Consider the following 24667-nt stretch of genomic DNA (forward strand, 5'->3'; position numbering starts at 1 on the left):
GCGGGCCGGGGTTCCACTGGGCAATGTTGTGCTGCTGCTCGGTCGCGTCCAGCAGCGGCAATTCCCCGATGCGCCGTTGCGGGTCGGCGACGATACCTTGCAGCAGGTTCAGCCAGTGAGCGGCCAGGCGTTCGATGGTGCCAGTGTCGAATAAATCAGTGGCATAGGTGAATGTGGCGGCCAATGCGCCCTGGGTCTCGTGCGTGCCAAGAGTCAGATCGAATTGCGCCGTGTGCGAGCTCCAATCCAGGCTCTCGACATGCAAGCCTGGCAGTTGCAACGCTTGGGCGGCATCGCCGCTCTGGTGATTGAACATCACCTGGAACAACGGACTGTGGCTCATGTGTCGGTCCGGTGCGAGGGCTTGCACCAATTGCTCGAACGGCAAATCCTGGTGAGCCTGGGCGCCCAGCGAAGCCTGCTTGACCTGCGCCAGCAATTGATCGAAAGGCATTGCCCCCTGAATCCGCGCATCCAGCACCTGGGTATTGACGAAGAAACCAATCAGGCCTTCGGTTTCAAGACGGTTGCGGTTGGCCACCGGCACGCCCACGCGGATGTCCGACTGGCCGCTGTAACGGTGCAGCAATACCTGGAATGAGGCGAGCAACAGCATGAACAAGGTGCAGCCTTCGCGCTGGGCCACGCGCTTGAGGCGTTCGGTCAGCCCGGCATCGATGGCGAGGTCCAGCCGCGCACCGCGGTAACTCTGCACCGCCGGACGGGCGCGGTCAGCAGGCAAAGGCAGCACTTCACCGCCATCACCCAGGCGTTCGGTCCAGTAACCCAATTGCCGCGCAAGCTCGCCGGCTTCCATCCATTTGCGCTGCCAGATCGCATAGTCGGCGTATTGAATCGGCAGCGCCTGCAGGTCCGGCGCCTGGCCGGTGCTGTGGGCAGCATAGAGTTTGACCAGGTCGTGAACCATGATCTGCGCCGATGCGCCGTCACAAATGATGTGGTGCTGGGTGAGCACCAGCACGTGGTCGTCCGGTGCCAGTTGCAACAGCTTGACCCGCAACAGCGGGCCCTGCTGCAAGTCGAACAGCGCAGTGATTTCAGTGTCAATCAACGCCTTGAGCGCTGCGGCGTCCGGCACCGCTTCCAGCACCACCGTCGTGACCGGCAGGCTCAGGCATGCGTGCGCAACCTGCAGCGGCCCTTCCGGCCCGTCGACAAACACCGTACGCAGCACCTCATGGCGCTCCAGCAATGCATCGAAGCTGCGCTGCAACGCCGGCACGTCCAGTGCACCGCGCAACCGCAGCGCCGTCGGCACATGGTAAGCCGCGCTGTGAGGGTCCAATTGCCAGAGGAACCACTGGCGCTCCTGGGCGTAGGACAGGCCGATATGCTCGAACTCGTCACGCATCGCCGGAATCGGCAACGCGGCAAAACTCATGTTTTTGCTGTGCAGCTTTTGCAGGAACGCTTGCCGTTGGGCGAGCGGCAAACGGATGAATCGCTGAACCAGAGACAGGTTATCGAGCTGAGTCATTTTCAAAGGGTCTCCAGGTCTGCCAGGAAATCATGCATCTCACTCAAGTCTTCGCTGGAGTGAGGTGTCAGGTGCACCGCCAGTTGCGCGGCGTACTCCGACAGCGATGGGGTTCGAAATAAAAGGTCCAGGGGCACGGCTGCGCCTTGCTCCATTTGCAGGCGGGCTGTCGCTTGGGTCGCCAGCAAGGAATGCCCGCCCAATTCAAAGAAGTTGTCGTCGCGCCCTACCCGCGCAAGCTTGAGCACCTCTTGCCAGATCTGTGCGACGCTCTGCTCAAGCGCCCCTTGCGGCGCCACATAGGCCCGCAGCAACTGATTGGCGTCGGGCAGCGGCAAGGCTTTGCGGTCCAGCTTGCCGTTGGGCGTCAGCGGGAAGCGCTCAAGCAGCATCCAGTGCGCCGGAATCATGTAGTCCGGCAGGTCGCAGGCGAGCCGCGCCTTCAGCTCGTCGCGCAGCGCCACCAACGACTGCGCCTCGGCCGCCTCAGTACCGGCCGCAATCAGGTAGGCCACCAACTGCGTGCCACCCGGCCCTTGCTGAGGCACCACCACCGCCTCGCGGATCGCGTCCTGCGCCAACAGGCACGCTTCGATCTCTCCCAACTCGATGCGAAAGCCACGAATTTTCACCTGGTGGTCTGCCCGGCCGATGTACTCGATCACACCGTCGACGCGATGTCGCGCAAGGTCACCGGTGCGGTACAGCCGTGTGCCATTACCAAATGGATCCGGCAGGAAGCGTTCGGCGGTGAGCGCCGGCCGCTCGTGGTACCCGCGCGCCAGGCCATCACCGCCAATCAGCAATTCACCGATCAACCCGACAGGGTTCGGCGCGAAGTGCTCGCCGACGATGTACAGCGAGGTGTTGGCAATCGGCCGGCCGAGGTAAGGCAAGCGCTTGTTTGTGGTCAGTGGATAAGCCGCCGACCAGATCGTGGTTTCCGTGGGCCCGTAGAGGTTCCAGACCGGGCCTGCGACCGCCAGCAAGCGCTCGGCCAGGTCCTCGGCCAATGCCTCGCCGCCACACAGGCATGTGCGTCCGGCAAGACGCTCGGCCATGGGATGCTCAAGCAACATGCGCCACGTCGACGGCGTGGCCTGCACGATACTGACCTGCTGCTGTTCGATAATCCCCAGCAATGCTTCAGGGTCGTGGGCGCTCTGTTTGTCCACCAGCACCACGGCCGCACCGCTGAACAGCGCGCCGTACAGTTCCAGGCCGAAAATATCGAACGAGAAGGTGGTCAGCGACAGCAGGCGGTCACTTGCCTCGATGCCTGGTTCGCGGGCCATGCTGGCAACGAAATTCACCAGGGCACCATGGCGTACCATCACACCCTTGGGCTTGCCGGTAGAGCCCGAGGTATAAATGGCGTAGCACAGGTTATCGCCGTCCACCGACACCTGCGGATTGGCCGCCTGTTCAGGGCTGACCGATTCATCCATTGCACTCGCCAAGACGGTATGCACCCCTGCCGGAATCGGCAACTGGCGCAGCAACGATGCCTGGGTCAGAAGCAACTGCAACCCACTGTCTTCAATCATGTGGGCCAGGCGATCCACCGGATAGTGCGGATCGAGCGGCACGTAGGCGCCACCGGCCTTGAGGATCGCCAGCAGCCCGACGATCATGTCCACCCCACGCTCAAGGGCGATACCCACCGGTTGGTCAGCGCCGACACCGAGTTCAATCAAACGATGCGCCAGGCGATTGGCCTGGGTATTGAGTTGAGCGTAGGTCAGCGCCTGATCAGCAAACAGCAGCGCCGTGGCATCCGGCGTCTGCCGTGCCCGCGCCTCAAACAGACGATGAATGCAGTGCTCGCCCGGGTAGACGCTTGCGGTGGCGTTCCAGTCCTGCAATTGCTGGCGGGTTTCACTCGGGTCCAACAGCGTGAGGTCACCCAGTGGGCGTGCGGCATCGCTGCTCATTTGCAGCAGAAGACGCTTGAGGTGCACGCCGATCTGCTCCACCGACACAGGTGTGAAGCTCGCACATTGATAGCTGAACTGCACGGTCAGCTCGGCGCCCAGGCCCACCAGCAGGGTCAGCGGGTAGTTGGTTTGCTCCAGATTGCCCACGGCACCAAAGCGCAGACCCTGAGGCGAACCTTTCTCCAGGGCTTCTGAAATCGGATAGTTCTCAAACACCAGGATGTTGTCGAACAGCGCTTCACCACCCTGCCCCGCCCAGCGCTGGATATCGAACAACGCGGTGTGCTCGAAGTCCCGCAACGCCAGGTTCTGCGCCTGGACGCTGTGCAGCCAATCCCCCAGGCTCTGCTCGGAGCGCGGGCTGGCAATGACCGGCAAGGTGTTGATGAACAGGCCAATCTGTTGCTCGACGCCTGCCAGGTCCGCCGGGCGCCCCGACACGGTTGCGCCGAAGGCGACGCAGGACTTTGCGCTGTAGCGCTGTAACAGCAACAGCCACGCAGCCTGGACCACAGTGTTGACGGTGACTTTCGCCTCTCGGGCAAAGTCGCCCAGACGGCGCGTTTGCTGCTCATCGAGGTGCAGGTGGTGGTGAGCGTAAAGGTGGGTGGCGATGCCCTGCGCCGGACGGGCAAACATCTGCGCCAGGCGAATCGGTTCATCCAGGGCGTGCAACTGCTCCTTCCAGAACGCTTCGCCGAGCGATGCGTCCTGCCGTTTCAGCCACGCGATGTAATCACGATACCGGCCAACGGGTCGTGCCACGGTTTCTGCGCTGTAGTGCTGTAACACTTCGCCGAGCAACTGCGCGCTGCTCCAGCCATCCATCAGGATGTGATGGTTGGTGTAGATCAGGTGATGACGATCAGTTGCCGTGCGTACCAGTACCAGGCGCATCAAGGGCGCGCAGTTCAGGTCCAGGCTTTGGGCGCGCTCTTCATCGGCAAGGGTTTGCAGTGCCGCATCCCGATCGGCGTGACCGCTCCAGTCGAGCACACGGAACGGCACCTGCACTTGACGCTGTACCACCTGCATCGGTTGTTCAAGATTGCCTTGCCAGATGAACCCGGTACGCAGGATGTCATGGGCATCCACCACGGCTTGCCAGGCCGCGCGGAAGCGTTGCGGATCGACGCCATCGATATCCAGGCGCATCTGGTTGATGTAATCGCCATTCCCCTGTTCGAGCAAGGTGTGGAACAGCATGCCCTGCTGCATCGGTGACAACGGGTAGATGTCGTCGATGCCTTGAGGTTCGAGCACCAGCGCATCGAGTTGGGCCTGAGACAGTTGCGCCAACGGGAAATCCGACGGCGTCACTCCCCGGTTGGCGTTGTCGCAGCAATGGCCGATCAGCGCCGTCAGTTCTTGCACATAGTCGTCGGCCAGGCGCTGGATGGTCGCGGCATCGAACATCGCGCCGCTGTAGGTCCAGGTCAGGTCCAGTTCACCACCGAAGACTTTGCTGTTGAGCGCCAGCGGGTTGCCGAGCGGCCCCTGCAGGTTGACTTCTTCACCGCCGGATTCGCCGGTCGGCACAAACAGGGCGTCGTCGGCGGTATCGAAGCTGGCGTCGAACTGACCGAGATAGTTGAAGGTCAGGCACGGTAGCGGCAAGGCTTGCAAAGACTCCCGTGTCTGTTCATCGCCCAGGTACGCCAGTGCGCCGAAGCCGATGCCCCTATGCGGAATTGCCCGCAGCTGCTCCTTGATCTGCTTGAGCGACCCAGCGAGATCCGCAACCGGCGACAGCCGCGCCGGGAACACGCTGGTGAACCAGCCCACGGTACGGGTCAGGTCGATGTGCTCGAACACGTCTTCGCGACCGTGCCCCTCAAGCAACACCAACGCATTGTCGTCACCGGTCCAGCGCGTTATCACCCGCGCCAGCGCGGTCAGCAATACGTCGTTGACCTGGGTGCGATAGGCCGCCGGCGCATCCTGCAACAGCTGGCGGGTCAGGGCCCGGTCCAGCTTGCTACGAAAGGTCAGGGCCTGATCATGTTGCTGCCCGCCGTTCGGACGGTCATATGGCAAGGCTGGCGAAGCGCCCTGCAACTGTTGTTGCCAGAAACCCAGCTCGGCCTGCAGCGCAGGGGTTGTGGCGTAGCCCTGCAATGCCGCCGCCCAGGCCTTGACCGCACTGGTCCTGGCCGGCAACTGCACACCTGCGCCTGAAAGGATTTGCCGGTAGGCGTTCTGCAGATCCTCGAACAGAATCCGCCACGACACGCCATCGACCACTAGGTGATGGATAATCAGCAACAGCCGTTGAGTGCCGTCCGCCAGGTTCGCCAGCACCGCGCGTATCAGCGAGCCACCGTTCAATTGCAGGCTGCGCTGGGCTTCGTCACCCAGTGCCTCAAGGGCTGCGAGGTCCACGACCTCCACTGGCCACAGAAGCGTTTGATCCGTGTGCGCCGCGACGTCACGGTAGTGTGCCGACCAGCCGTCAGCCCGTTCGACGAAATCCAGGCGCAAGCTGTCGTGATGCGCCACCAAAGCCTCCAGCGCCTGCTCCAGTGCGTGTGCATCCAGTGCCTGCGCCGGCTTGAGCATCACCGACTGGTTCCAGTGGTGACGATCGGGTATTTCCTGAGCGAAGAATTGCTGATGAATCGGCAACAGCACCGTGGTGCCGGTTGCCGGTCGCTGATCGATCGACGGCAGCGTCTCACCGGTCTGTGCGACCACGGCCAGCGCCTGGATGCTCTGGTGCTGGAACAGGTCTTTGGGACTGAAGCGAATCCCCGCCTGCCGCGCACGGCTGACCACCTGGATCGAAATGATCGAATCGCCACCCAGTTCGAAGAAGTTGTCGCTGATGCCCACCTGCCCAAGCTTGAGCACGTCTTGCCAGATCGTCGCCAGTTGCTGCTCCAGCGCGTTGCGCGGAGCGACGTAGGCTTGTTGCAGTTGACTGACATCCGGTTTGGGCAGGTTCTTGCGATCCAGCTTGCCGTTCGGTGTCAGCGGCATGCGTTCCAGAGACAAGACATACGCCGGCACCATATGCGCCGGCAATGAAGCCTGGAGCTGCGCACGCAGGTCTTCGCTGAAACCGGCACGGGTTGAATCGCCGACCACGTAAGCCACCAGGCGCTTGCCGCTACCGGCGCTGCCTTCCTGGGCCACGACCACCGCTTCGCGCACACCCTGAAGGGCTTGCAGCGCCGCTTCGACCTCACCCAGCTCGATGCGGAAGCCGCGAATCTTCACCTGATTGTCGATACGATCCAGATAGTCGAACGTGCCGTCGACGCGCTGGCGCACCAGGTCGCCTGTGCGGTAAAGCAGGCCGCCAGCGGCGCTGAACGGGTCAGCGACAAAACGCTCGGCGGTCAGCCCCGGTCGGTTGAGGTACCCACGGGCCAGGCCGGTGCCCCCCAGATACAGCTCACCGGCCATGCCTTGGGGCAACAGGTTCAGGTCGGTGTCGAGCACATAGGCGCTGCGGTCACCGATGCGGCTGCCGATCGGCGCGTAGGCAGCACCGCACGGCACCTCGCGACCGGCCTTCCAGATCAACGGGGTGACCACGGTTTCGGTCGGGCCGTAGCCGTTGATGATGTAGTCCGGATCGAGCGCACGCTTGACCCGCTCGAAACTGGCGTTCGGCACCGCGTCACCGCCAAAGCAATAGATGCGCACCTTCGGTGGATTGCCGACGCGCTCGGCATGTTCGGCCAGTTGTTGCAGGTACACCGGCGGGAACGCGACCACGGTCACGCCGTGTTCGATCATGGCGTTGTAGGTCTGCTCCGGCGTCCATAGCGTGTCGTCGCGAATCAGCAGCGAAGCCCCGTGAGTCAGGCTGGTCAGCCAGCGCTCTTGGGCACCGTCGAAGGCGAACGACATGAAGTGGAACTCACAGTCGCTGTCGCGCATTTCATAGCGCTGGCCGATGGCCTGGCAATGCATGGCCAATGGACCGTGGGCAACGCTGACGCCTTTCGGATTGCCAGTGGAGCCGGAGGTGTAGATCACATACGCAAGGTTGTGCGGGTCGAGCTGCACCGAGGGTGCCTTGATCGACTGCTCACGCAGATCAAGTCGGTCCAGCTCCAGCAAGGGTACCGATTCGGCAACCGGCAGCTGCGCCGACACCGACGAATCGCTGATCAGCAGCGCCAGCCCCGAATCCTCGATCAGGTAGGCCAGGCGCTCGCGCGGGTAGAGGGTGTCCAGCGGCACATAAGCGCCGCCGGCCTTGAGCACCGCCAGCAACGCCACAATTACCGACTCGCTGCGCGGCAACGCCACACCCACACGGGTTTCAGCGCCAACGCCGCGGGCGATCAGCGCGTGGGCCAGTTGGTTGGCGCGCTGGTCGATTTCACCGTAGCTGAACTGCCGATCGTTGAAAATCACCGCTGTGCGTTGCGGGCGCTCGGCCGCCAGGGTGGCAATGCGCTGATGCACGCCGATGTCCACCGGGTACGGCTGTGGATGGTTCTGCGCTTGCTGGCGGGCCTGTTCGTCGCGGCTTGCCAGGGCGATTTCACCCAGGTTGCGTTCTGCCGACTCGGCAAACTGCTCAAGCAGTTGCAGCAAATGCGCACTGATGCCTTCGACCACCTCGCTCGCGAATTGGCCGCGGTCGAAGCTGTAATGCAACGCCAGCTGCCGGCCGAGGGTCACCGCCACGCTCAGCGCGTAGTGCGTCTGCTCCAGGTTGCCCACATCGCCGAACACCAGCCCCTGCCCGGCCTGGCTCAGCGCCTGGGCTACCGGATAGTTTTCGAACACCAGGATATTGTCGAACAGCGCTTCACCGCCCTGCCCGGCCCAACGTTGGATGTCCGCCAGCGGCGTGTGTTCGAAGTCACGCAGGCTGAGATTCTGCGCCTGCACCGTTTGCAACCATTGGCCGACGCTTTGATCGGGACGCGGTGCGCCGATCACCGGGAGGGTGTTGATGAACAGGCCGACCTGTTGCTCGATGCCGGGCAAGTCTGCCGGACGACCGGCCACGGTCGCGCCGAACGCCACCGCTTCGTGCCCGGTATAGCGTTGCAGCAACAGCAGCCACGCGGCTTGCACGAGGGTGTTGACGGTGATTTTCTGCTGGCGGGCAAACGCTTCCAGCGCCTGGGTGCGTTGCTCGTCCAGCGTCAGGTAATGATCGCCGTGACCGCGATGGCGCTCGCCAGCGGTGGCCGCGCGGGCCAGCCGGGTCGGCGCTTGCAGCGCGGCCAGTTGTTCGCTCCAGAAGTCCTGGCTCAACTGGGCGTCCTGACGTTGCAGCCAGGCGATGTAGTCGCGATAGCGGCCGCCGGCATTCGCCGGTGTGCGGCCGCTATAGCGCTGCAATACTTCGCCGAGCAACTGCGAGTTGCTCCAGCCGTCCATCAGGATGTGGTGATGGGTGTAAATCAGGTGCCATTGGTCACTGCCGGTCTGCACCAGTACCAGGCGCAGCAGGGGCGCACAGGCCAGGTCAAACCCTTGCGCTCGCTGGGCATCGGCCAGCGCCGCGAGGGCCGCCGGCTGATCGTCGCGGGCCCGCCAATCCAGGGTGGCGAACGGCAGTTGCACCTGCTTGTGCACGATCTGCAGCGGTTGCGCCAGCTCGCCCTGCCAGACGAAACCGCTGCGCAGGATGTCTTGCGCATCGACGCTGGCCTGCCAAGCCGCGCGGAAACGCTCGGGATCCAAGCCCTGCACGTCGACGCGCAACTGGTTGATGTACTCACCCGCCGCCTGTTCGTACAGGGTATGGAACAGCAACCCTTGCTGCATGGGCGACAGCGGATAGAGATCGTCGAGCTGACCGGCCGGCACCGGCAGCGCATCCAGTTGCGCCTGGGTCACCCGCGCCAGCGGGAAGTCCGATGGCGTGGCTTGCGCGGCCGGCAAGGTGCAGCAGTGTTCGATCAGTGCATGCAGCTCGCTGGCATAGCGGTCCACCAGTTGCTGCACGGTCGCGCTGTCGAACATCTCGCGGCTGAAGCCCCAGCTCATCGACAGTTCGCCGCCATAGACCTGGCCTTCAACCGTCAGCCAGTTGGCCAATGGCGCCGCCAGGTCCTGTGCCACACCGCTGGTTTCGGCAGACGGCACAAACAAGGCCGCGTCGTCGAACTGACGGTCGAACTGGCCCAGGTAGTTGAAGGTGATCCGCGGTGGCGCCAGTGCCGCCAGCTCGGCGCGTACTGCCGGGGACGCCAGATGACGCAGCACGCCATAGCCCAGGCCTTTGTCCGGCACCGCGCGCAGTTGCTCCTTGATCGACTTGATCGAACCGTCGAGGTCATCGCTGGCGGTGAGATTGACGGCGAACAGGCTGGTGAACCAACCCACGGTGCGACTCAGGTCGATGTCATCGAACAGGTCTTCGCGGCCATGGCCTTCAAGCTCGATCAGCGTGCCTGCCTGACCGCTCCAGCGACTGATGGTGCGGGCCAACGCGGTGAGCAGCAGGTCATTGACCTGCGTGCGGTACGCGGCGGGCGCCTGTTGCAGCAACTGACGGGTCCGTGCGGCGTCGAGTCGCCACTCGATTTTTTCACCCTGCGCATTTTGCAGGCTGGCGTCAGGTCGGTCGCACGGCAGATCCTTCGCATCCTGATGCTGGATTTTCCAGTACATCAGTTGTTCATCGAAGCGCTGCGCTTGCTGTTCGAGCCGCGCAGTCCAGTCCTGGAATGCACTGGTTTTCGGCGGCAGCTCAATGCCGCCGCCTGCCGCCAATTGTTCGTAAGCCTGCTGCAGATCTTCCAGTAATACGCGCCAGGACACACCGTCGACCACCAGGTGGTGAACGATCAGCGCCAGGCGCTGGCTGCCATCGGCCAGCGTGACCAGCAAGGCTCGCAACAGCGGGCCGTTTTGCAGGTCAAGGCTGCGCTGCGCCTCGTTGCACAAGGTATTCAGGTGTTCCGCCGACTCGGCATCGCGTAGCCACAGATCAGCGCTGGCCACTGGAGCATCGTGTTTTTGCTGCCAGCCCTCGGCGCTTTCGGTAAAACGCAGGAGCAAGGCATCGTGGTGATTGATGATGTGCGTCAGCGCTGTATCGAGCCACTGCGCATTCAAGGCCTCACGGGGAGTCAGCAGCAGCGATTGGTTCCAGTGTTCGCGCACCGGCATCCCGCGGCTGAAGAAATGCTGCTGGATCGGCCCGAGCACGGCATCACCGCTCACCGGCCCCTGATCCACCGCCGAGCGTTTATCGAGGGTGGCGACCAGTGCCAGGCTGCGCACGGTCTGGTACTGGAACAGGTCACGCGGGCTGACGCGGATGCCGGCCTGCCGCGCACGGCTGACCACCTGGATGGAGATGATCGAATCGCCGCCCAGCTCGAAGAAGTTGTCTTCCAGGCCGACGCGCTCAAGACCGAGCACATCCTCCCAGATCGCCGCCAGGGCTTTTTGCAATGCATCCTGTGGCGCCACAAACGCCTGCTGCGGCGCAGCTTCCGGCAACGGCAAGGCTTTGCGGTCGAGCTTGCCGTTGGCGGTCACCGGCAATTTCACCAGCGGCATCAGGTGGGTGGGCACCATGTATTCCGGCAGGCTGTTCAACAGCCACGCCTTGAGCTCCGGTTGCCACGGCGTGGCAGGCTCGCCTCCCTCCAGCACCAGGTAAGCAACCAACTGTTTGCCCCCCTGCACCAGCACCACGGCCTCGCGCACCAGCGGGTGTTGCATCAGGCGGGTCTCGATTTCACCCAGCTCGATACGCAGGCCGCGCAGCTTGACCTGATGATCGAGGCGGCCGAGGTATTCGATCACACCGTCGGCGCGCTGGCGCACCCGGTCGCCGGTCCGGTACAGCCGCGCACCGTCATTGAACGGGCACGGCACAAAACGCTCGGCGGTGAGCGCCGCGCGGCGGTGGTAACTGCGGGCCAGCCCGGTGCCACCGAGGTAAAGCTCACCGCTGACGCCTGCCGGCACAGGGTTGAGTTGCGCGTCGAGGATGTAGGTTCCCAGATTGGCAATGGGGCGGCCGATGGGCACGCTGTCGGCACCTTCGTCGATGCAGGTCCAATGGGTGACGTCGATGGCCGCTTCCGTCGGGCCGTAGAGGTTGTACAACCCGGCGCCCGGAAGCTTGGCGAACACCTGCAACTGCGCATCCAGCGCCAGCGCCTCGCCACTGCATACGATGCGCTTGAGGCTGGCGCAGGCCTGCACGCCCGGCTCGTGGATAAATGCCTGCAGCATCGACGGTACGAAGTGCAGCGTGGTGATGGCGTGCTCGCCAATGGTCTCAATCAGGCGAGCCGGCTCGCGATGCGCGCCGGGTGCTGCGACCACCAGCCGTGCGCCACTCATCAACGGCCAGAAGAACTCCCACACCGACACGTCAAAGCTGAACGGGGTTTTCTGCAACACTGCGTCGCTGGCATCCAGGCCATAAGCCTGCTGCATCCAGCACAGGCGGTTGACCAACGCACGATGGCTGTTGCCTGCGCCCTTGGGCTTGCCCGTGGAGCCGGAGGTGTAGATCACATAGGCGAGGTTCAGCGCGTGCACGTTGACGGCCAGAGGCTCGCGGCCGTAATCGTCGAGCCAGCCTTGTGCCTGGTCGAGTGCGATGACGTTGATGCCGTCGACCGGCAAGGTCGACAGCAGGCCCTGCTGGCTGAGCAGCAGCCCGATGCCGCTGTCTTCGATCATGTAAGCCAGGCGTTCGCGGGGGTATTCAGGGTCCAGCGGGACGTAGGCGCCGCCGGCCTTGAGAATCGCCAGCAGGCCGACCACCATTTCGATGGAGCGCTCGATGCAGATCCCCACCAGTACGTCCGGGCCAACACCCTGCTCGCGCAGGGCATGGGCCAACTGGTTGGCGCGCGCGTCGAGCTGCGCGTAGGTCAACTGCGTCGCGCCGAACACCAGGGCAACGGCCTGCGGAGTGCGTTGTACCTGGTCTTCGATCAGGTGGTGGATGCCACGTTCGGTCGGGTACGCCTCGGCCGTCTGGTTCCAGTCATGCACCAGCACGTGCTGCTCTGCGGCGGCGAGCATCGGCAGTTCACCGATGCGCTGGCTGCCATCGGCGACCATCGCCTGCAACAGGCTGAGCCAGTGCCGGGCCATGCGCTCGATGGTGGCGGCGTCGAACAGGTCATTGGCATAGGTCAGCGCGGCGTGCAGGGTGCCGGACTTCTCGTAGGTGTCCAGGCTCAGGTCAAACTGGGTGGTACGGCCTTGCCATTGCACCAGGGACAGTTCAAGCCCGGAGGCGGTGTTGACCGCGGCGATGTCCGCCACTTGCGGCTGATGGTTGTACATCACCTGGAACAGCGGCGTGTGGCTCAGGCTGCGCTCGACTTTCAAGGCTTCTACCAGGCGTTCGAACGGCAATTCCTGATGGGCCTGGGCGCCCAGTGCGTGTTCCTTGATGCCTTGCAGCAACTCGTCGACGCGGGTTTGCCCGGTCAGTTCGGTGCGCAACACCTGGGTATTGACGAAGAAACCGATCAGCCCTTCGACTTCGCTGCGGTTGCGGTTGGCAATCGGCACGCCAACCCGAATGTCGCCCTGCCCGGTGTAGCGATGCAGCAGCACGTTGAACGCGCCGAGCAGCAACATGAACAAGGTCACATTGTGTTTTTGCGCGCAACTGCGCAACTGCGCAGCCAGCGCCGGATCAATCGCAAAGTCATGCCGGGTGCCCTGGTAGCTGGGCATCGCCGGGCGTGGATGGTCGATGGGCAGTTCCAGTACCGGGTGCTCATCTCCCAGGCGTGCCTGCCAGTATTCCAGCTGACGAGCCTGCTCGCCGGCCTCCAGCCAGCGGCGCTGCCACAGGGCGTAGTCGCTGTACTGGATCGGCAGGGCCGGCAGTTGCGGCGGCTCGTTGCGCTCATGGGCGTCGTAGCAGCGAATGAACTCGTCGATCAGCACGTTCATCGACCAGCCGTCGGACACGATGTGGTGCAAGGTCAGCAGCAGCACGTGTTCCTGCTCGGCCAGCTTGAGCAATTGCACCCGCAGCAGCGGGCCGTTGGCCAGGTCGAAGGGCAACAGCGACTGACGGGTAGCGGCCTGCATCACCGCCTGCTCACGCTCGGCGGGTGCCAGGGCGCTGAAGTCCAACTGTTCGACCACCAGCGGCGACTGTGCGGCCACTTGCAACAGACGATCATCCGCCTGGCGCTGGAACACCGTGCGCAACGTCTCATGGCGGGCCACCAGGCTGGCGAACGCCTGCTCGATCGCCGGCAGGCTCAAGGCGCCCTTGAGCCGTACCGCGCCGGGCAGGTTATAGGCGCCACTGGCCGGATCCAGTTGCCACAGAAACCACATCCGCTGCTGCGCATAGGACAGCGCCTGCCGGTCCTCGGCCTCCACCCCTGCCGGGATCGGAAACCGGGAAAAATCCACCCCTTCCTTGTGTAGCGCCTGGAGGAACATCTGGCGTTTTTCCAGGGGCAACCCGATAAACCGGCGAGCAAGTTTCAAGGAGTCTTCAGCGTTCATTTCTTGGGATCCGGGGCAATAGGCAGGAAGCACAAAGGCACGTCGTCCCTATAAAACGAATCCGGAAGGGAAAAATTAGCGGGGGATTGGGGGCGCAGACCACGGTGTCATCAAGGGTTACATCAAACACCGAGAGGCTCGGCGCGGCTGTCCTATCATTGACGCAACCCATCAATTGCAACTACATTTAGTTGCAGGCGAGAATCGCCGTGTCGAAAAATGAAAAGCTGCTGGCCAAACTGCTCAATGAGCAATCGGCCTTTACCTGGCCCGAACTCGTCACGCTGCTGCGGCGCCTGGGATACACGCAAATCGAAGGGGCGGGTAGCCGGGTCAGGTTCGACATAGGCGACCCCAGTGCAATGATCACCCTGCACAAGTCTCACCCCGGCAACGAACTGAAACACTACATTCGGCGCCAGATCATCGAACAATTGAAATCAGGAGAACTGATTCAGTGAACAACCAGCTGAAACACAAAGGCTACATCGGCTCCATCGAAGCCAGCATCGAAGACAACTGCCTGTTCGGAAAGCTGCTTTTCATCAAGGCCCTGGTCAGCTACGAGGGCAAAACCGTCGCCGAACTGGACGCCGCCTTTTGCACCGCCGTGGACGACTACATCGAGACCTGCCAGGCCCTTGGGCAAGCACCGGAAAAGCCCTGCAAGGGTTCGTTCAACGTCCGTGTCGGCCATGACCTCCACCTGGCCGCCGCGCTTGCCGCGACCCGGCAAAAAGTCACGTTGAACGATCTCACGCGCCAGGCGCTGAACGAATTCCTGCAACATCGCGGCGCACTGGTGACCGGGTAATCACCCCAGCCGCCGATACCCCAGCACCGCCGCCCCAAGCACCACCGCACCCGCCGCCAGCGCCACCCAGAACCCGCTGGGTGCGCCGAAGCGGTCGATCATCCAGCCGGAGCTGGCAGCACCAATGGCCACGCCGATGCTCAGGCCGGTGATCAGCCAGGTCATGCCTTCGGTCAAGCGGCTGGGCGGAACAATTTGTTCCACCAGGGCCATGGACACGATCAGGGTCGGGGCGAAGAACAGGCCGGAGATGAAGATCGCGGCCGCCAACCCCGGAATATTCGTCACCAGCAACAACGGCAACGTGGTCACGGCGGTGGCCACGCCGCAGTACAAGAACTGGCGCGGCAGCGGTGCTTTCAACTTGAGCGCACCGAACGCCAGCCCGGCCAGGCACGAACCGATGGCGTATACCGACAGTACAATGCTCGCCGCGGCGGGCTGGCCCTGATGCTGGGCGAACGCGACACTGACCACATCCACCACCCCAACGATGATGCCCATGGCCATCAACAGCACCATCAGGATCAACACCGAGGGCGAGGCAATCAGCCAACGGCCATGCTCGGCGTGATGTTCATGCACCGGTGGCTCGGTCTGGCGTTGCAGCACAAAGGCGGTCACGCCCACTGCCAGAAACAGCGCGGCAATCAACGGCCCCGCTTCGGGGAACAGCAGCACGCACAGACCCACCGAGACCGGCGGGCCAATAATGAACACCACCTCGTCGAGCACCGACTCCAGGGCAAACGCCGTTTGCAGTTTGGGCTGGCCGCGATACAGCTCGGTCCAGCGCGCCCGCACCATGGCCGACATGTTGGGCATGCAGCCGGCCAGGGCGGCAAAGACGAACAGCGTCCACGTTGGCGCCTGCACCCGGGTGCAGAGCAACAGCAGCAACAGCGCGCCGCCGCCGATGGACGCGGCCACCGGCAACACCCGGCCCTGGCCATAACGGTCCACCAACCGTGAGACCTGGGGCGCGCAAAACGCGGTGGCCAGGGCGAAGGTAGCGGTCACCGCACCGGCCAAACCGTAACCGCCGTGCACTTGCGACAGCATGGTGATCAAGCCGATCCCGGTCATGGAGATCGGCATGCGGGCCAGCATGCCCGCCAATACAAAAGCCCTGGAACCTGGCGCCTGGAACAGCTCGGCGTAGGGGTTTGCCATGGTGTGTAACCTCTTCCTGAGCGCCCTGAAACTTGCTATTCGAGGTTTTCGGGGCAAAATACATACGGTGCGTATGTGACAAATCATGCGTAACATACGCGTCGTATGTCAATCACCTATTGTGAGCCTTACCCATGAGCCGAGCCCGTGCCGACATGATCGAAGACACCCGCGCCCGCCTGATCGCCAGCGCCCGCCAGGCCTTCGCCACACAAGGCTACGCCCAGACGTCGATGGACGATTTCACCGCTCGCGCCGGCCTGACCCGGGGTGCGTTGTACCATCATTTTGGCGACAAGAAAGGCTTGCTCGCGGCAGTGGTTGCGCAGCTCGACGGTGAAATGGACGCGAGCCTGCAACGTATCTCGGAGCAGGCGGTTGATCCTTGGGAAGGGTTTTGCGAGCGCTGTCGGATTTATTTGCGTATGGCTCAGGATCCCGAGGTCCAGCGCATTGTGCTGCAAGATGCGCCGGCGGTGCTGGGTGCCACCGACCAGCAGCAATGCGTGGACTCGCTGCGCCAGCTGCTCGATGACTTGATGCAAGCGGGCCTCATCGAGCAGGCGTGCAGCCAGGCGCTGGCGAGGCTGATCAATGGCAGCCTGGTGAGCGCATCGCTGTGGATCGCCCGGGATGAACACCCGGGCGAGCGGTTGGAAGAAGCCTTGCAAGGTCTGGAGTTGTTGTTGCGCGGGTTGAAGCCTAATACCGTTCGCTGAACGAGTGCGGTCGGGGTTTTCAGGATCAGATGGGGTACATATCCGTTATTCAGGTAACTCTGCTTTTCTGTGGGAGCTGGCTTGCCTGCGATGCAGACAACTCGGTACATCAGGCACACCCAGTTGATGCCATCGCAGGCAAGCCAGCTCCCACATTGAACCGTGCCCGCTTTTGATTTTGCTGTTGCTCTTCAACACTCAAGCCGGCCGGTAGTCCGCTGTGCTCTTGATCTGCTTTTGATCTTGATCTTGGGCGCCCCGTTATTGCGCTCACTTGAATCACCCACAGCACTGCCCCTAGATACGCCGCAACATCAACGCCGCCACCCCACACGCCGCCAACGCCACGCACGCCAGAAAGAACGCATCACTGTAAGCCATCAAAAACGCCTGATGACGAACACTCTGGTCCAGCAGGTTCAGCACCACCTGATGTTCCGGCAATTGATCCTGCAGCACCCCGCCACCGGGAAGCTGCTGTTGCAAGGCCGGGTCAAACAGCGTCACCGACTCGCCAATACGCGCCGAATGCACCCGCTCGCGCACCACCACCAATTGCGCCAGCAGCGCCGTGCCAACCGCGCCCCCCAGGTTGCGCAGCATCGAGAACACCGCCGACGCCGACCCCGCCTGCGCCTTGGCCAGGCCGTGCACCGCCAGCACCGACAACGCCACCATGATCAGCGGCTGGCCCATGCCGCGCACCACGATCGAGGGCACGATCACATTGCTGGCGCTGTCCGCCGACAAGTGCGCACCCATCCAGCAGCCCAAAGCCATGATCGCGAACCCCGAGGCCACCAGCATTTTGGCGCTGACCCACTTCATCAGGCGCGGCAAAAACGGCGCCATGATCAGTTGCACCAGACCATACGCGATCAGGCTCACGCCAATTTCGCTGGCGTTGTAGTGCTGCAATTGCGACAGGTAGTTGGGCACCAGGAACACCAGGCCATAGGTACTGGCGCCGAAGATAAACATCGCCACGCTGGCCACCCCAAAGTTGTAATGGCCCAACAGTCGCAGGTTGATAAAGGCGTGCGCGCCCCATAATTGCCGGGCAACGAAGCCGATCAGGCCCACCACCGCCAGCAGTGTCATCCACACGATAAAGGGCGAGCCGAACCAGTCCTTGCGCCCGCCCTCCTCCAGCACGATCTGCAACGCCCCCAGGCCCAGCACCATGCAGCCGATACCCAGCCAGTCGCCCTGGCGCAGCAGGCCCAGCTGCATCGGCTGGCGGTCAATGGACCAGGCCACCGCCGCCAGCAACGCGATCCCCGGGAACAGTTGCAGGTAGAAGATCCAGCGCCAGGAATAGGCATCGGTCAGCCAGCCGCCAATCGACGGCCCGGCGGCCTGGGCCACACTGTTGGCCAGGCTGAACAAGGCCATGCCCAGCGGGATCTTGCTGGGCGGCAGCTCGGTGATGATCAGTTGGAATGACAAGGGAATCAGCACCGCCCCGGCCGCGCCCTGCACCACCCGGATCAGGATCATCACTTGCAGGTTGGGCGACAGCGAACACGCCACCGAGGCCACCAGGAATATCCCCGAGCCCCACAGCATCACCCGGCGCAGGGAAAACACCTGCACCAGCCACGCGGTGAGGGGAATCATGATGATCTCCGCCACCAGGTAAGCGGTGGAAATCCACGAACCCTCCTCAAACGTCGCGCCCAGTGCACCTTCGATTTCCGGCAGTGCGGCGCTGGTGACGTGCACGTTCATCCCGGCCATGAAGCAGCCGAACAGCCCGCCGATCACCGCGACCCAGGCGCGAAACGGCACACGCCCTTCAGCCTCCATGGACGTGCTCCTGGCTGGCGGCAGGGCGGGTATCAACGGTGGCAATCACCGACATGCCCGGCAGCACCCGCGACTCACCGGGTTCCAGGCGAATCTTCACCGGAAACCGCTGGACGATCTTGGTGAAGTTGCCGGTGGCGTTGTCCGGCGGCAACAGCGCGAACACGGCACCAGAGCCGGGGGCGATGCTTTCCACTTTGCCGTGCCAATGTGCGCCGGCAAAACTGTCCACCGCGATTTCCACCGACTGCCCCGGCGCCATGTGCTGCAACTGGGTTTCCTTGTAGTTGGCAATCACATAGGCCTGCTCCACCGGCACCACCGCCAACAGCGGCAGGCCGGGCATCACGTATTGCTGGCGCCGGACCTTGCGCTGGCCCACCACGCCGTCAAAAGGCGCGCGGATCTCGGTGTCCTTCAACGCATTGCGGGCCAGCGCGAGGTTGGCCTGGGCCTCGCCGATGCGTGCCTGATGCTCGACGATTTGCGCCTGCGCCTGTTGCCGGCGTGCCTGCAAGACCTGCAACTGCGCCTGCTGCCGCGCGACCTGGGCGCTGGCCTGGGCCAGGGCCGCCTGGGCCTTGGCCTGGCTGGCGCTGACGGTTTCCAGGTGCTGGGCGCTGGCCACCTGTTGCGCGACCAATTCACGATAACGCTGGTAATCGAGCCGCGCGCGCCGGGCTTCGGCCTCGCCACTGCTCAGTTCCGCCCGGGCCTGGGCGATGCGTTGCTGTTGCTCGCCCATTTGCGCGTCGAGGGTTTGCACCGATGCCTGCTGTGCGCTCGCTGCTGCTTGCGCCTGTTGCAGTTGCGCCTGGGCGCTGTTCAGACGCTCGGTGAAATCCCGCTCATCGATACGCACCAGCACATCCCCGGCCTTGACCGGCTGGTTATCTTCCACCAGCACCTGGGCTACATACCCGGCAATTCGCGGGCTGATAGCGACCCAATCAGCGCGCACATAGGCATCGTCGGTTTCTTCAAGAAAACGCCCCCATTGCCACCAGTACCCGGCAAAGGTTGCCAGCCCCACCAGCGTCGCGAGGGAAGCCGTGGTCACCAGGGCGCGACGATGACGTTGCATAACGGTCAGGCGAATGGGTTCAACAGCCTGGTTCATGGTTTGGCTCCATTGACAGCGACAGATAAGGGGGCGGTTGGATCGTTACGCTGCCAGCCGCCACCGAGGGCCTGGAACAGGTCGATCTGGCGGTTGATCAAGCGCAGGTCGGACTCGGCCACGCGGGCTTCAAGGCCCACCAGGCTGCGTTCGCTGTCCAGCAGTTGCAGGGCATCCAGCGCGCCGGAATGGTAGCCGCGGGAGGCCAGGTCGAAGGCGCGGCGGTTGTTGTCCAGGGCGGCGGCCAGGGCCTGCCCACGCTGCTGTTCGCCCTGGTACAGGGCCATGGCCTGCTCCACCTGCTTCAGTGCGTTGAGCACCGTACCGTCAAACCGTGCCAGGGCCTGGCGCGCTTCGGCCTGGCTCTGCTTGACCCGCGCCTGGGCGATCTGCCGATTGGGAAAGCGCCACGACACCAGCGGCCCGACGGAATACACCGTCGCGTAGCGGTCACCGAGTTTGCCCAAGCTGCTGGCGGATGAACCGAGCATCGCGCCGAAGGTGATCCGCGGGTAAAGCTCGGCGCGGGACAGGCCCACTGTCGAGGTGGCCGAGCGCAGTTGCCCCTCGGCGCGGCGGATATCCGGCCGCCGTTGCACCAGCGCCCAACCCTCGCCCACCGGCAAAGGCGCCTGCAACTGCGGGGCCTGGGTACAGCTGCGTGGCGTGACCTGCTCCGGCGGCAACCCGCTGAGCACGGCCAACTCATACAGCGCGCTGCTGCGCCGGGCCGTGAACATCGGCAACGGTGCCCGGGTTTCTTCCAGCAACCCTTGCAGGCGCGCCAGGTCGAGTTGCGTGGCCGCGCCGGCCTTTTGCAGCTTCTGCGTGACCGCGACGCTCTGCTCCAGCAGCTGCACCGAGTGCGCCTGCACCTGTTCGCGCACACCATAGACGCAGGCCTGGGCATAGGCGCGGGCCGTCTGCGCGGCCACCGTCACCCGCAGCTCATCCTCCAGCGCCCGCGCCACCTGGGCATCCGCCCGTGCCGCAGCGATGCGATAACGCACCTCGCCCCACAAATCGAGGGTGTAGCTCAGGGAAAACTCAGGGGTGTGGCTCCATTCGGCACCGGCATGACGGTTAGTCGCCTGGGCCAGCGTCTGGTCATCGCGGCTGCGACCGTAGGCCAGGCCATAGTCCAGGGAAGTCGACGGCAGGCGCTCGCCGTCTGCCTGTTCCAGCTGCGCCAGCAACGCATCGACATGGGCGGCGGCGGCTTCGAGGTCTTTGTTCTGGTGCAGGGCCCGCGCCACCAGGGCGTCCAGTTGCGGGTCGCGGTACAGCTGCCACCAACGGGCGGGCAACGCCTCGGCCGACTCGGCGGAGAGCCGCGGTGCAGGCTGCGCCGTGACGGTCGACGGTTGACCGGGCACACCAGTGCACCCGGCCAGCACACTCAACAGGGCGATGGGCATCCATGGGTGAAAAGAAGGGCTGTGCATCACAAGGCTCGCTCAAGAAGGAGCCTTGCAGATTAGGCAGATGGCCTGTCCGATTCGCCCGCGTCAGGGCCATGTATCGTCGCTAAACGGACAATAGCGTTACCTGACGCAACACTAAACTCCGGGCCGAAAATGACTTGGCGGATAACCCAGCGACTTGCGAAACATCGCACTGAACGCACTCGGGCTCTGGTAACCATGCTCCAGCGCCACCTCCAGGATCGACACGCCCTGGGCCAGCAACTTCAAGCTCAGGGCCAACCGCGCACGCTTGCGCCATTCACCGAAACTCATGCCCAACTCCCGCTGGAACACCCGGCTCAGGGTGCGGGCGCTCATGTTCAGGCTGTCGGCCCAGGATTCCAGGCTGCTGTCGTCAGAAGGGTTGCGGATGAAATGCGTGCACAGCCTGGCCAGCCGTGCTTCGCCGGGCACCGGCACGTGCATCGCCACCACCGGCGCGGCGAGCAGTTCCATGCGGATCAACTCGATCATGGCCTGCAGACGCGGGCTGTGGTGCCCGGCAATCTGCGTGGCGGCGACGATCAGCTCCCGCAGCAATGCCGACACTTCAATCACCTGGCAGGTGCGCCCCAGCCCCGGCTCGGCCTCGGGCATGAGGAACAGCGTGCGCATATGCACCTCGCCGGCCATGCGGATCTCATGCGGGGTGCCGGCCGGCACCCACAACGCATGCCCGGACGGCACCAGCCAACTGCCCTGGGCGGTGCTGACCACCATCACCCCGGACACGCCGTGGATCAATTGCGCCTGGGCGTGGCAATGAGGATGCACCACGTCATCGTTGCGGTAGTTGTCGGCGTAGGCTTCAAGCCACGGGCGGGATGGGCTGTTCATCGGCTGAGGTCTCGCATCAATCAAGCGTCGATTCTAGCGAAAAGTCCTGTGGCAAAAACGATAGATATAGACAGCCATCGTCGCATTCCAGACAGCCGGTGAACTTGTAGGCCGCCCCGCCAGTCAGCTAGTTGGGCACTCTGAAAAAGGTTGGGTGGGCAATGCGCATTTCGTTGGAGCAACAAGTGGCGCTGGTGACTGGCGCCAGTTCAGGAATCGGCGCGGGGGCCGCCAAGGCCCTGGCCGAGGCCGGAGCCGCCGTGGTACTGAACTACAACGCCCAGGCGGCGCCCGCTGAAGCACTGGCGGCGCAGATCAACGCCAACGGCGGCCGGGCCATTGCGATTGGCGCCGACGTGTCGAAAGAGGCCGATGTGGAGCGCCTGTTTGCCCAGACCCTTGATGCCTTCGGGCACCTGGACATCCTGGTGGCCAACTCGGGCATGCAGAAAGACGCCGCTGCCGTCGACATGACCCTCGACGACTGGAACACCGTGATCGGCGTCAACCTCACCGGCCAGTTCCTCTGCGCCCGCGCCGCGTTGCGCATCTTCAACCGCCAGGGCATCCGCGAAGGTGTTTCCCGGGCCGCCGGAAAGATTATCCACATGAGTTCGGTGCACCAGGTGATTCCCTGGGCCGGGCACGTGAACTACGCCGCGTCCAAGGGCGGCGTGGAAATGCTGATGCGCACCCTGGCCCAGGAAGTCAGCCAGCAGCGCATCCGCATCAACGGCGTTGCGCCGGGAGCGATCCGCACGGCCATCAACCGCGCCGCCACCGAAGGCGCGGCCGAAGTGGAACTGCTCAAGTTGATTCCCTATGGCCGCGTGGGTGACGTCGAAGACGTGGCCAACGCGGTGGTGTGGCTGGCCAGTGATGCCTCCGACTACGTGGTGGGCAGCACCCTGTTCATTGATGGCGGCATGAGCCTTTATCCGGAGTTTCGTGGCAATGGTTGATCTGAAAAACGAACCACAAAGTGCCATTGATGCCCACGGCATCATCGGCGACATGCGCAGTGCAGCGCTGGTGAACGACAAAGGCAGCATCGATTTTTTCTGCTGGCCGGAGTTCGACAGCCCCTCCATCTTTTGCTCATTGCTAGACTCCCCCGCCGCCGGCATCTTCCAGCTCACGCCGGACCTGCCCGACGCCCGCCGCGAGCAGATCTACCTGCCCGACACCAACGTGCTGCAAACCCGCTGGTTGAGTAATGACGCGGTGGTGGAAATTACCGATTTCTTGACCGTCAGTGAAGAAGTTGACGACCTGCCGATCCTGATTCGGCGGGTGCGGGTGGTCAGCGGCAAAGCGAGCATCCATATGCGCTGCGCAGTGCGACATGACTACGCCCGCGCCCAGACCCGGGCCACTCAAGATGACGGCGACGTGTTGTTTGAGGCCGCAGACCAACCCGGCCTGCGCCTGACCAGCAGCCACACCCTGCAGTTGGATGGCGACGCTGCCGTAGCATCCTTTGAACTCGGCCAGGAAGAAGGCGCCGAGTTTGTCCTCGGCGGGCTGGACGATGCCCGAGTCAAAAACGACTGCACCGACCTGTGCCTGGAGCGCACCCTGAAGTTCTGGCGCGGCTGGATTTCCCAATCCAACTACCGTGGGCGCTGGCGCGAGATGGTCAATCGTTCGGCCCTGGCCTTGAAGCTTTTGACCTCGCGCAAACACGGTGCAATCCTCGCCGCCGCCACCTTCGGCCTGCCGGAAACACCCGGCGGCGAGCGCAACTGGGACTACCGCTACACCTGGATCCGCGACGCCTCGTTCACCGTCTACGCGTTCATGCGCCTGGGGTTTATCGAGGAAGCCAACGGCTACATGCGCTGGTTGAAAGGCCGGGTGGGTGACTGCTGCGATCAGCCGATGAAAATCAACATCCTGTACGGCATCGACGGCCGCCAGGAACTGCCGGAAACCGAGCTGAGCCACCTCAGCGGCCACGGCGGCGCGCAACCGGTGCGCATCGGCAACGAGGCGTACGACCAGGTGCAACTGGATATCTACGGCGAGTTGATGGACGCGGTATACCTGGTCAACAAATACGGTGAGGCCATCTCCCATGAGGGCTGGAAACACACGGTGGAAGTAGCCGACCAGGTCTGCGAAACCTGGAACCACAAAGACGTCGGCATCTGGGAAATGCGCGGTGAGCAGCATCACTTCCTGCACTCAAGGCTGATGTGCTGGGTGGCCCTGGACCGGGCGATTCGACTGGCGTCCAAGCGCTCGCTACCGGCGCCGTTTGCCCGTTGGGACCAGACTCGCCAGGCGATTTATGCCGATATCTGGAGCAACTTCTGGAACGAAGAACGCGGCCACTTCGTGCAGCATATCGGCAGCACCGCGCTGGATGGCTCGATGCTGTTGATGCCACTGGTGCGCTTCGTTGCGGCGACAGACCCGCGCTGGTTGTCGACACTGGAGGCGATCCAGAAAAGCCTGGTGCGTGACGGCATGGTCTACCGCTACCGCAACGACGACAGCCAGATTGATGGGCTACAAGGCACCGAGGGCGCGTTTGCAGCGTGCTCGTTCTGGTACGTGGAATGCCTGGCCCGGGCCGGGCAAGTGGAGAAGGCGCATCTGGAGTTTGAACAGTTGCTGCGCTATGCCAACCCGCTGGGGTTGTATGCCGAAGAATTTGATAACCAGGCACGGCATTTGGGCAATACACCGCAGGCGTTGAGCCATTTGGCGCTGATCAGCGCGGCAACGTTCCTGGACCGGAAGTTGAGTGGGGTGAAGACGGTTTGGCAGCCTTGAGCCCGAGCACAATCTGAAGGCGATTGAGTAACCTTGTGGGAGCTGGCTTGCCTGCTCCCACATGACCGCGCCAGACTTG

The 24667-nt window shown here is 63.5% G+C and carries 12 protein-coding genes; 5 read left to right on the plus strand and 7 right to left on the minus strand.

The annotated features are described in order from the left end of the window. A partial coding sequence (locus HX801_RS26685) for a condensation domain-containing protein (RefSeq protein ID WP_256344299.1) occupies positions 1 to 1498 on the minus strand: 1498 nt, incomplete at its 3' end. Positions 1499 to 1500: 2 nt separating this feature from the next. Continuing rightward, entirely contained in the window at positions 1501 to 13869 is a 12369-nt protein-coding gene (locus tag HX801_RS26690) for a non-ribosomal peptide synthase/polyketide synthase (protein ID WP_177023030.1), read from the minus strand. Positions 13870 to 14078: 209 nt separating this feature from the next. Between HX801_RS26690 and HX801_RS26695 the strand changes: the two genes are divergently transcribed. Both HX801_RS26695 and HX801_RS26700 read left to right on the plus strand, forming a co-directional pair. Next, the gene (locus tag HX801_RS26695; RefSeq protein WP_177023031.1) at positions 14079 to 14330 is read left to right on the plus strand and encodes a type II toxin-antitoxin system HicA family toxin; all 252 of its coding nucleotides are present in this window, start codon (positions 14079 to 14081) and stop codon (positions 14328 to 14330) included. Further along, positions 14327 to 14683 carry a type II toxin-antitoxin system HicB family antitoxin gene (locus HX801_RS26700; protein ID WP_003208166.1) on the plus strand — a complete coding sequence of 119 codons (357 nt, stop codon included), beginning with the start codon at positions 14327 to 14329 and terminating at the stop codon, positions 14681 to 14683. Before HX801_RS26695 ends, HX801_RS26700 begins: the two co-directional genes overlap by 4 nt. Here HX801_RS26700 and HX801_RS26705 read toward each other — a convergent pair whose 3' ends face one another. Beyond that, positions 14684 to 15856, minus strand: a complete 1173-nt coding sequence (locus tag HX801_RS26705) for an MFS transporter (RefSeq protein ID WP_102369571.1) — start codon at positions 15854 to 15856, stop codon at positions 14684 to 14686. Positions 15857 to 15990: 134 nt separating this feature from the next. Here HX801_RS26705 and HX801_RS26710 point away from each other — a divergent pair, with 134 nt between their 5' ends. Then, on the plus strand, positions 15991 to 16575 hold the full coding sequence (locus HX801_RS26710; RefSeq protein WP_177023032.1) for a TetR/AcrR family transcriptional regulator: 585 nt from the start codon (positions 15991 to 15993) through the stop codon (positions 16573 to 16575). 297 nt (positions 16576 to 16872) lie between these two features. Here HX801_RS26710 and HX801_RS26715 read toward each other — a convergent pair whose 3' ends face one another. The 4 genes from HX801_RS26715 to HX801_RS26730 form a co-directional block, all read right to left on the minus strand. After that, entirely contained in the window at positions 16873 to 18384 is a 1512-nt protein-coding gene (locus HX801_RS26715) for an MDR family MFS transporter (protein ID WP_003208170.1), read from the minus strand. Continuing rightward, the gene (locus HX801_RS26720) at positions 18374 to 19504 is read right to left on the minus strand and encodes an HlyD family secretion protein (RefSeq protein ID WP_003208172.1); all 1131 of its coding nucleotides are present in this window, start codon (positions 19502 to 19504) and stop codon (positions 18374 to 18376) included. The genes HX801_RS26715 and HX801_RS26720 overlap by 11 nt, the downstream gene beginning before the upstream one ends. Continuing rightward, on the minus strand, positions 19501 to 20949 hold the full coding sequence (locus HX801_RS26725) for an efflux transporter outer membrane subunit (protein WP_177023033.1): 1449 nt from the start codon (positions 20947 to 20949) through the stop codon (positions 19501 to 19503). Before HX801_RS26725 ends, HX801_RS26720 begins: the two co-directional genes overlap by 4 nt. A 114-nt stretch (positions 20950 to 21063) precedes the next feature. Next, the gene (locus HX801_RS26730; RefSeq protein WP_134327032.1) at positions 21064 to 21807 is read right to left on the minus strand and encodes a helix-turn-helix domain-containing protein; all 744 of its coding nucleotides are present in this window, start codon (positions 21805 to 21807) and stop codon (positions 21064 to 21066) included. Positions 21808 to 21968: 161 nt separating this feature from the next. Here HX801_RS26730 and HX801_RS26735 point away from each other — a divergent pair, with 161 nt between their 5' ends. Beyond that, positions 21969 to 22769 carry a glucose 1-dehydrogenase gene (locus HX801_RS26735; RefSeq protein ID WP_003208175.1) on the plus strand — a complete coding sequence of 267 codons (801 nt, stop codon included), beginning with the start codon at positions 21969 to 21971 and terminating at the stop codon, positions 22767 to 22769. Next, positions 22762 to 24588 (plus strand): glycoside hydrolase family 15 protein, encoded by a 1827-nt coding sequence (locus HX801_RS26740; RefSeq protein ID WP_008434531.1) that lies wholly within the window; start codon positions 22762 to 22764, stop codon positions 24586 to 24588. Before HX801_RS26735 ends, HX801_RS26740 begins: the two co-directional genes overlap by 8 nt. Positions 24589 to 24667: the final 79 nt, after the last annotated feature.

Origin of the sequence: Pseudomonas sp. G1002, assembly GCF_013385455.1 — a bacterium.
In the GTDB taxonomy this organism is placed as follows: Bacteria; Pseudomonadota; Gammaproteobacteria; order Pseudomonadales; family Pseudomonadaceae; genus Aquipseudomonas.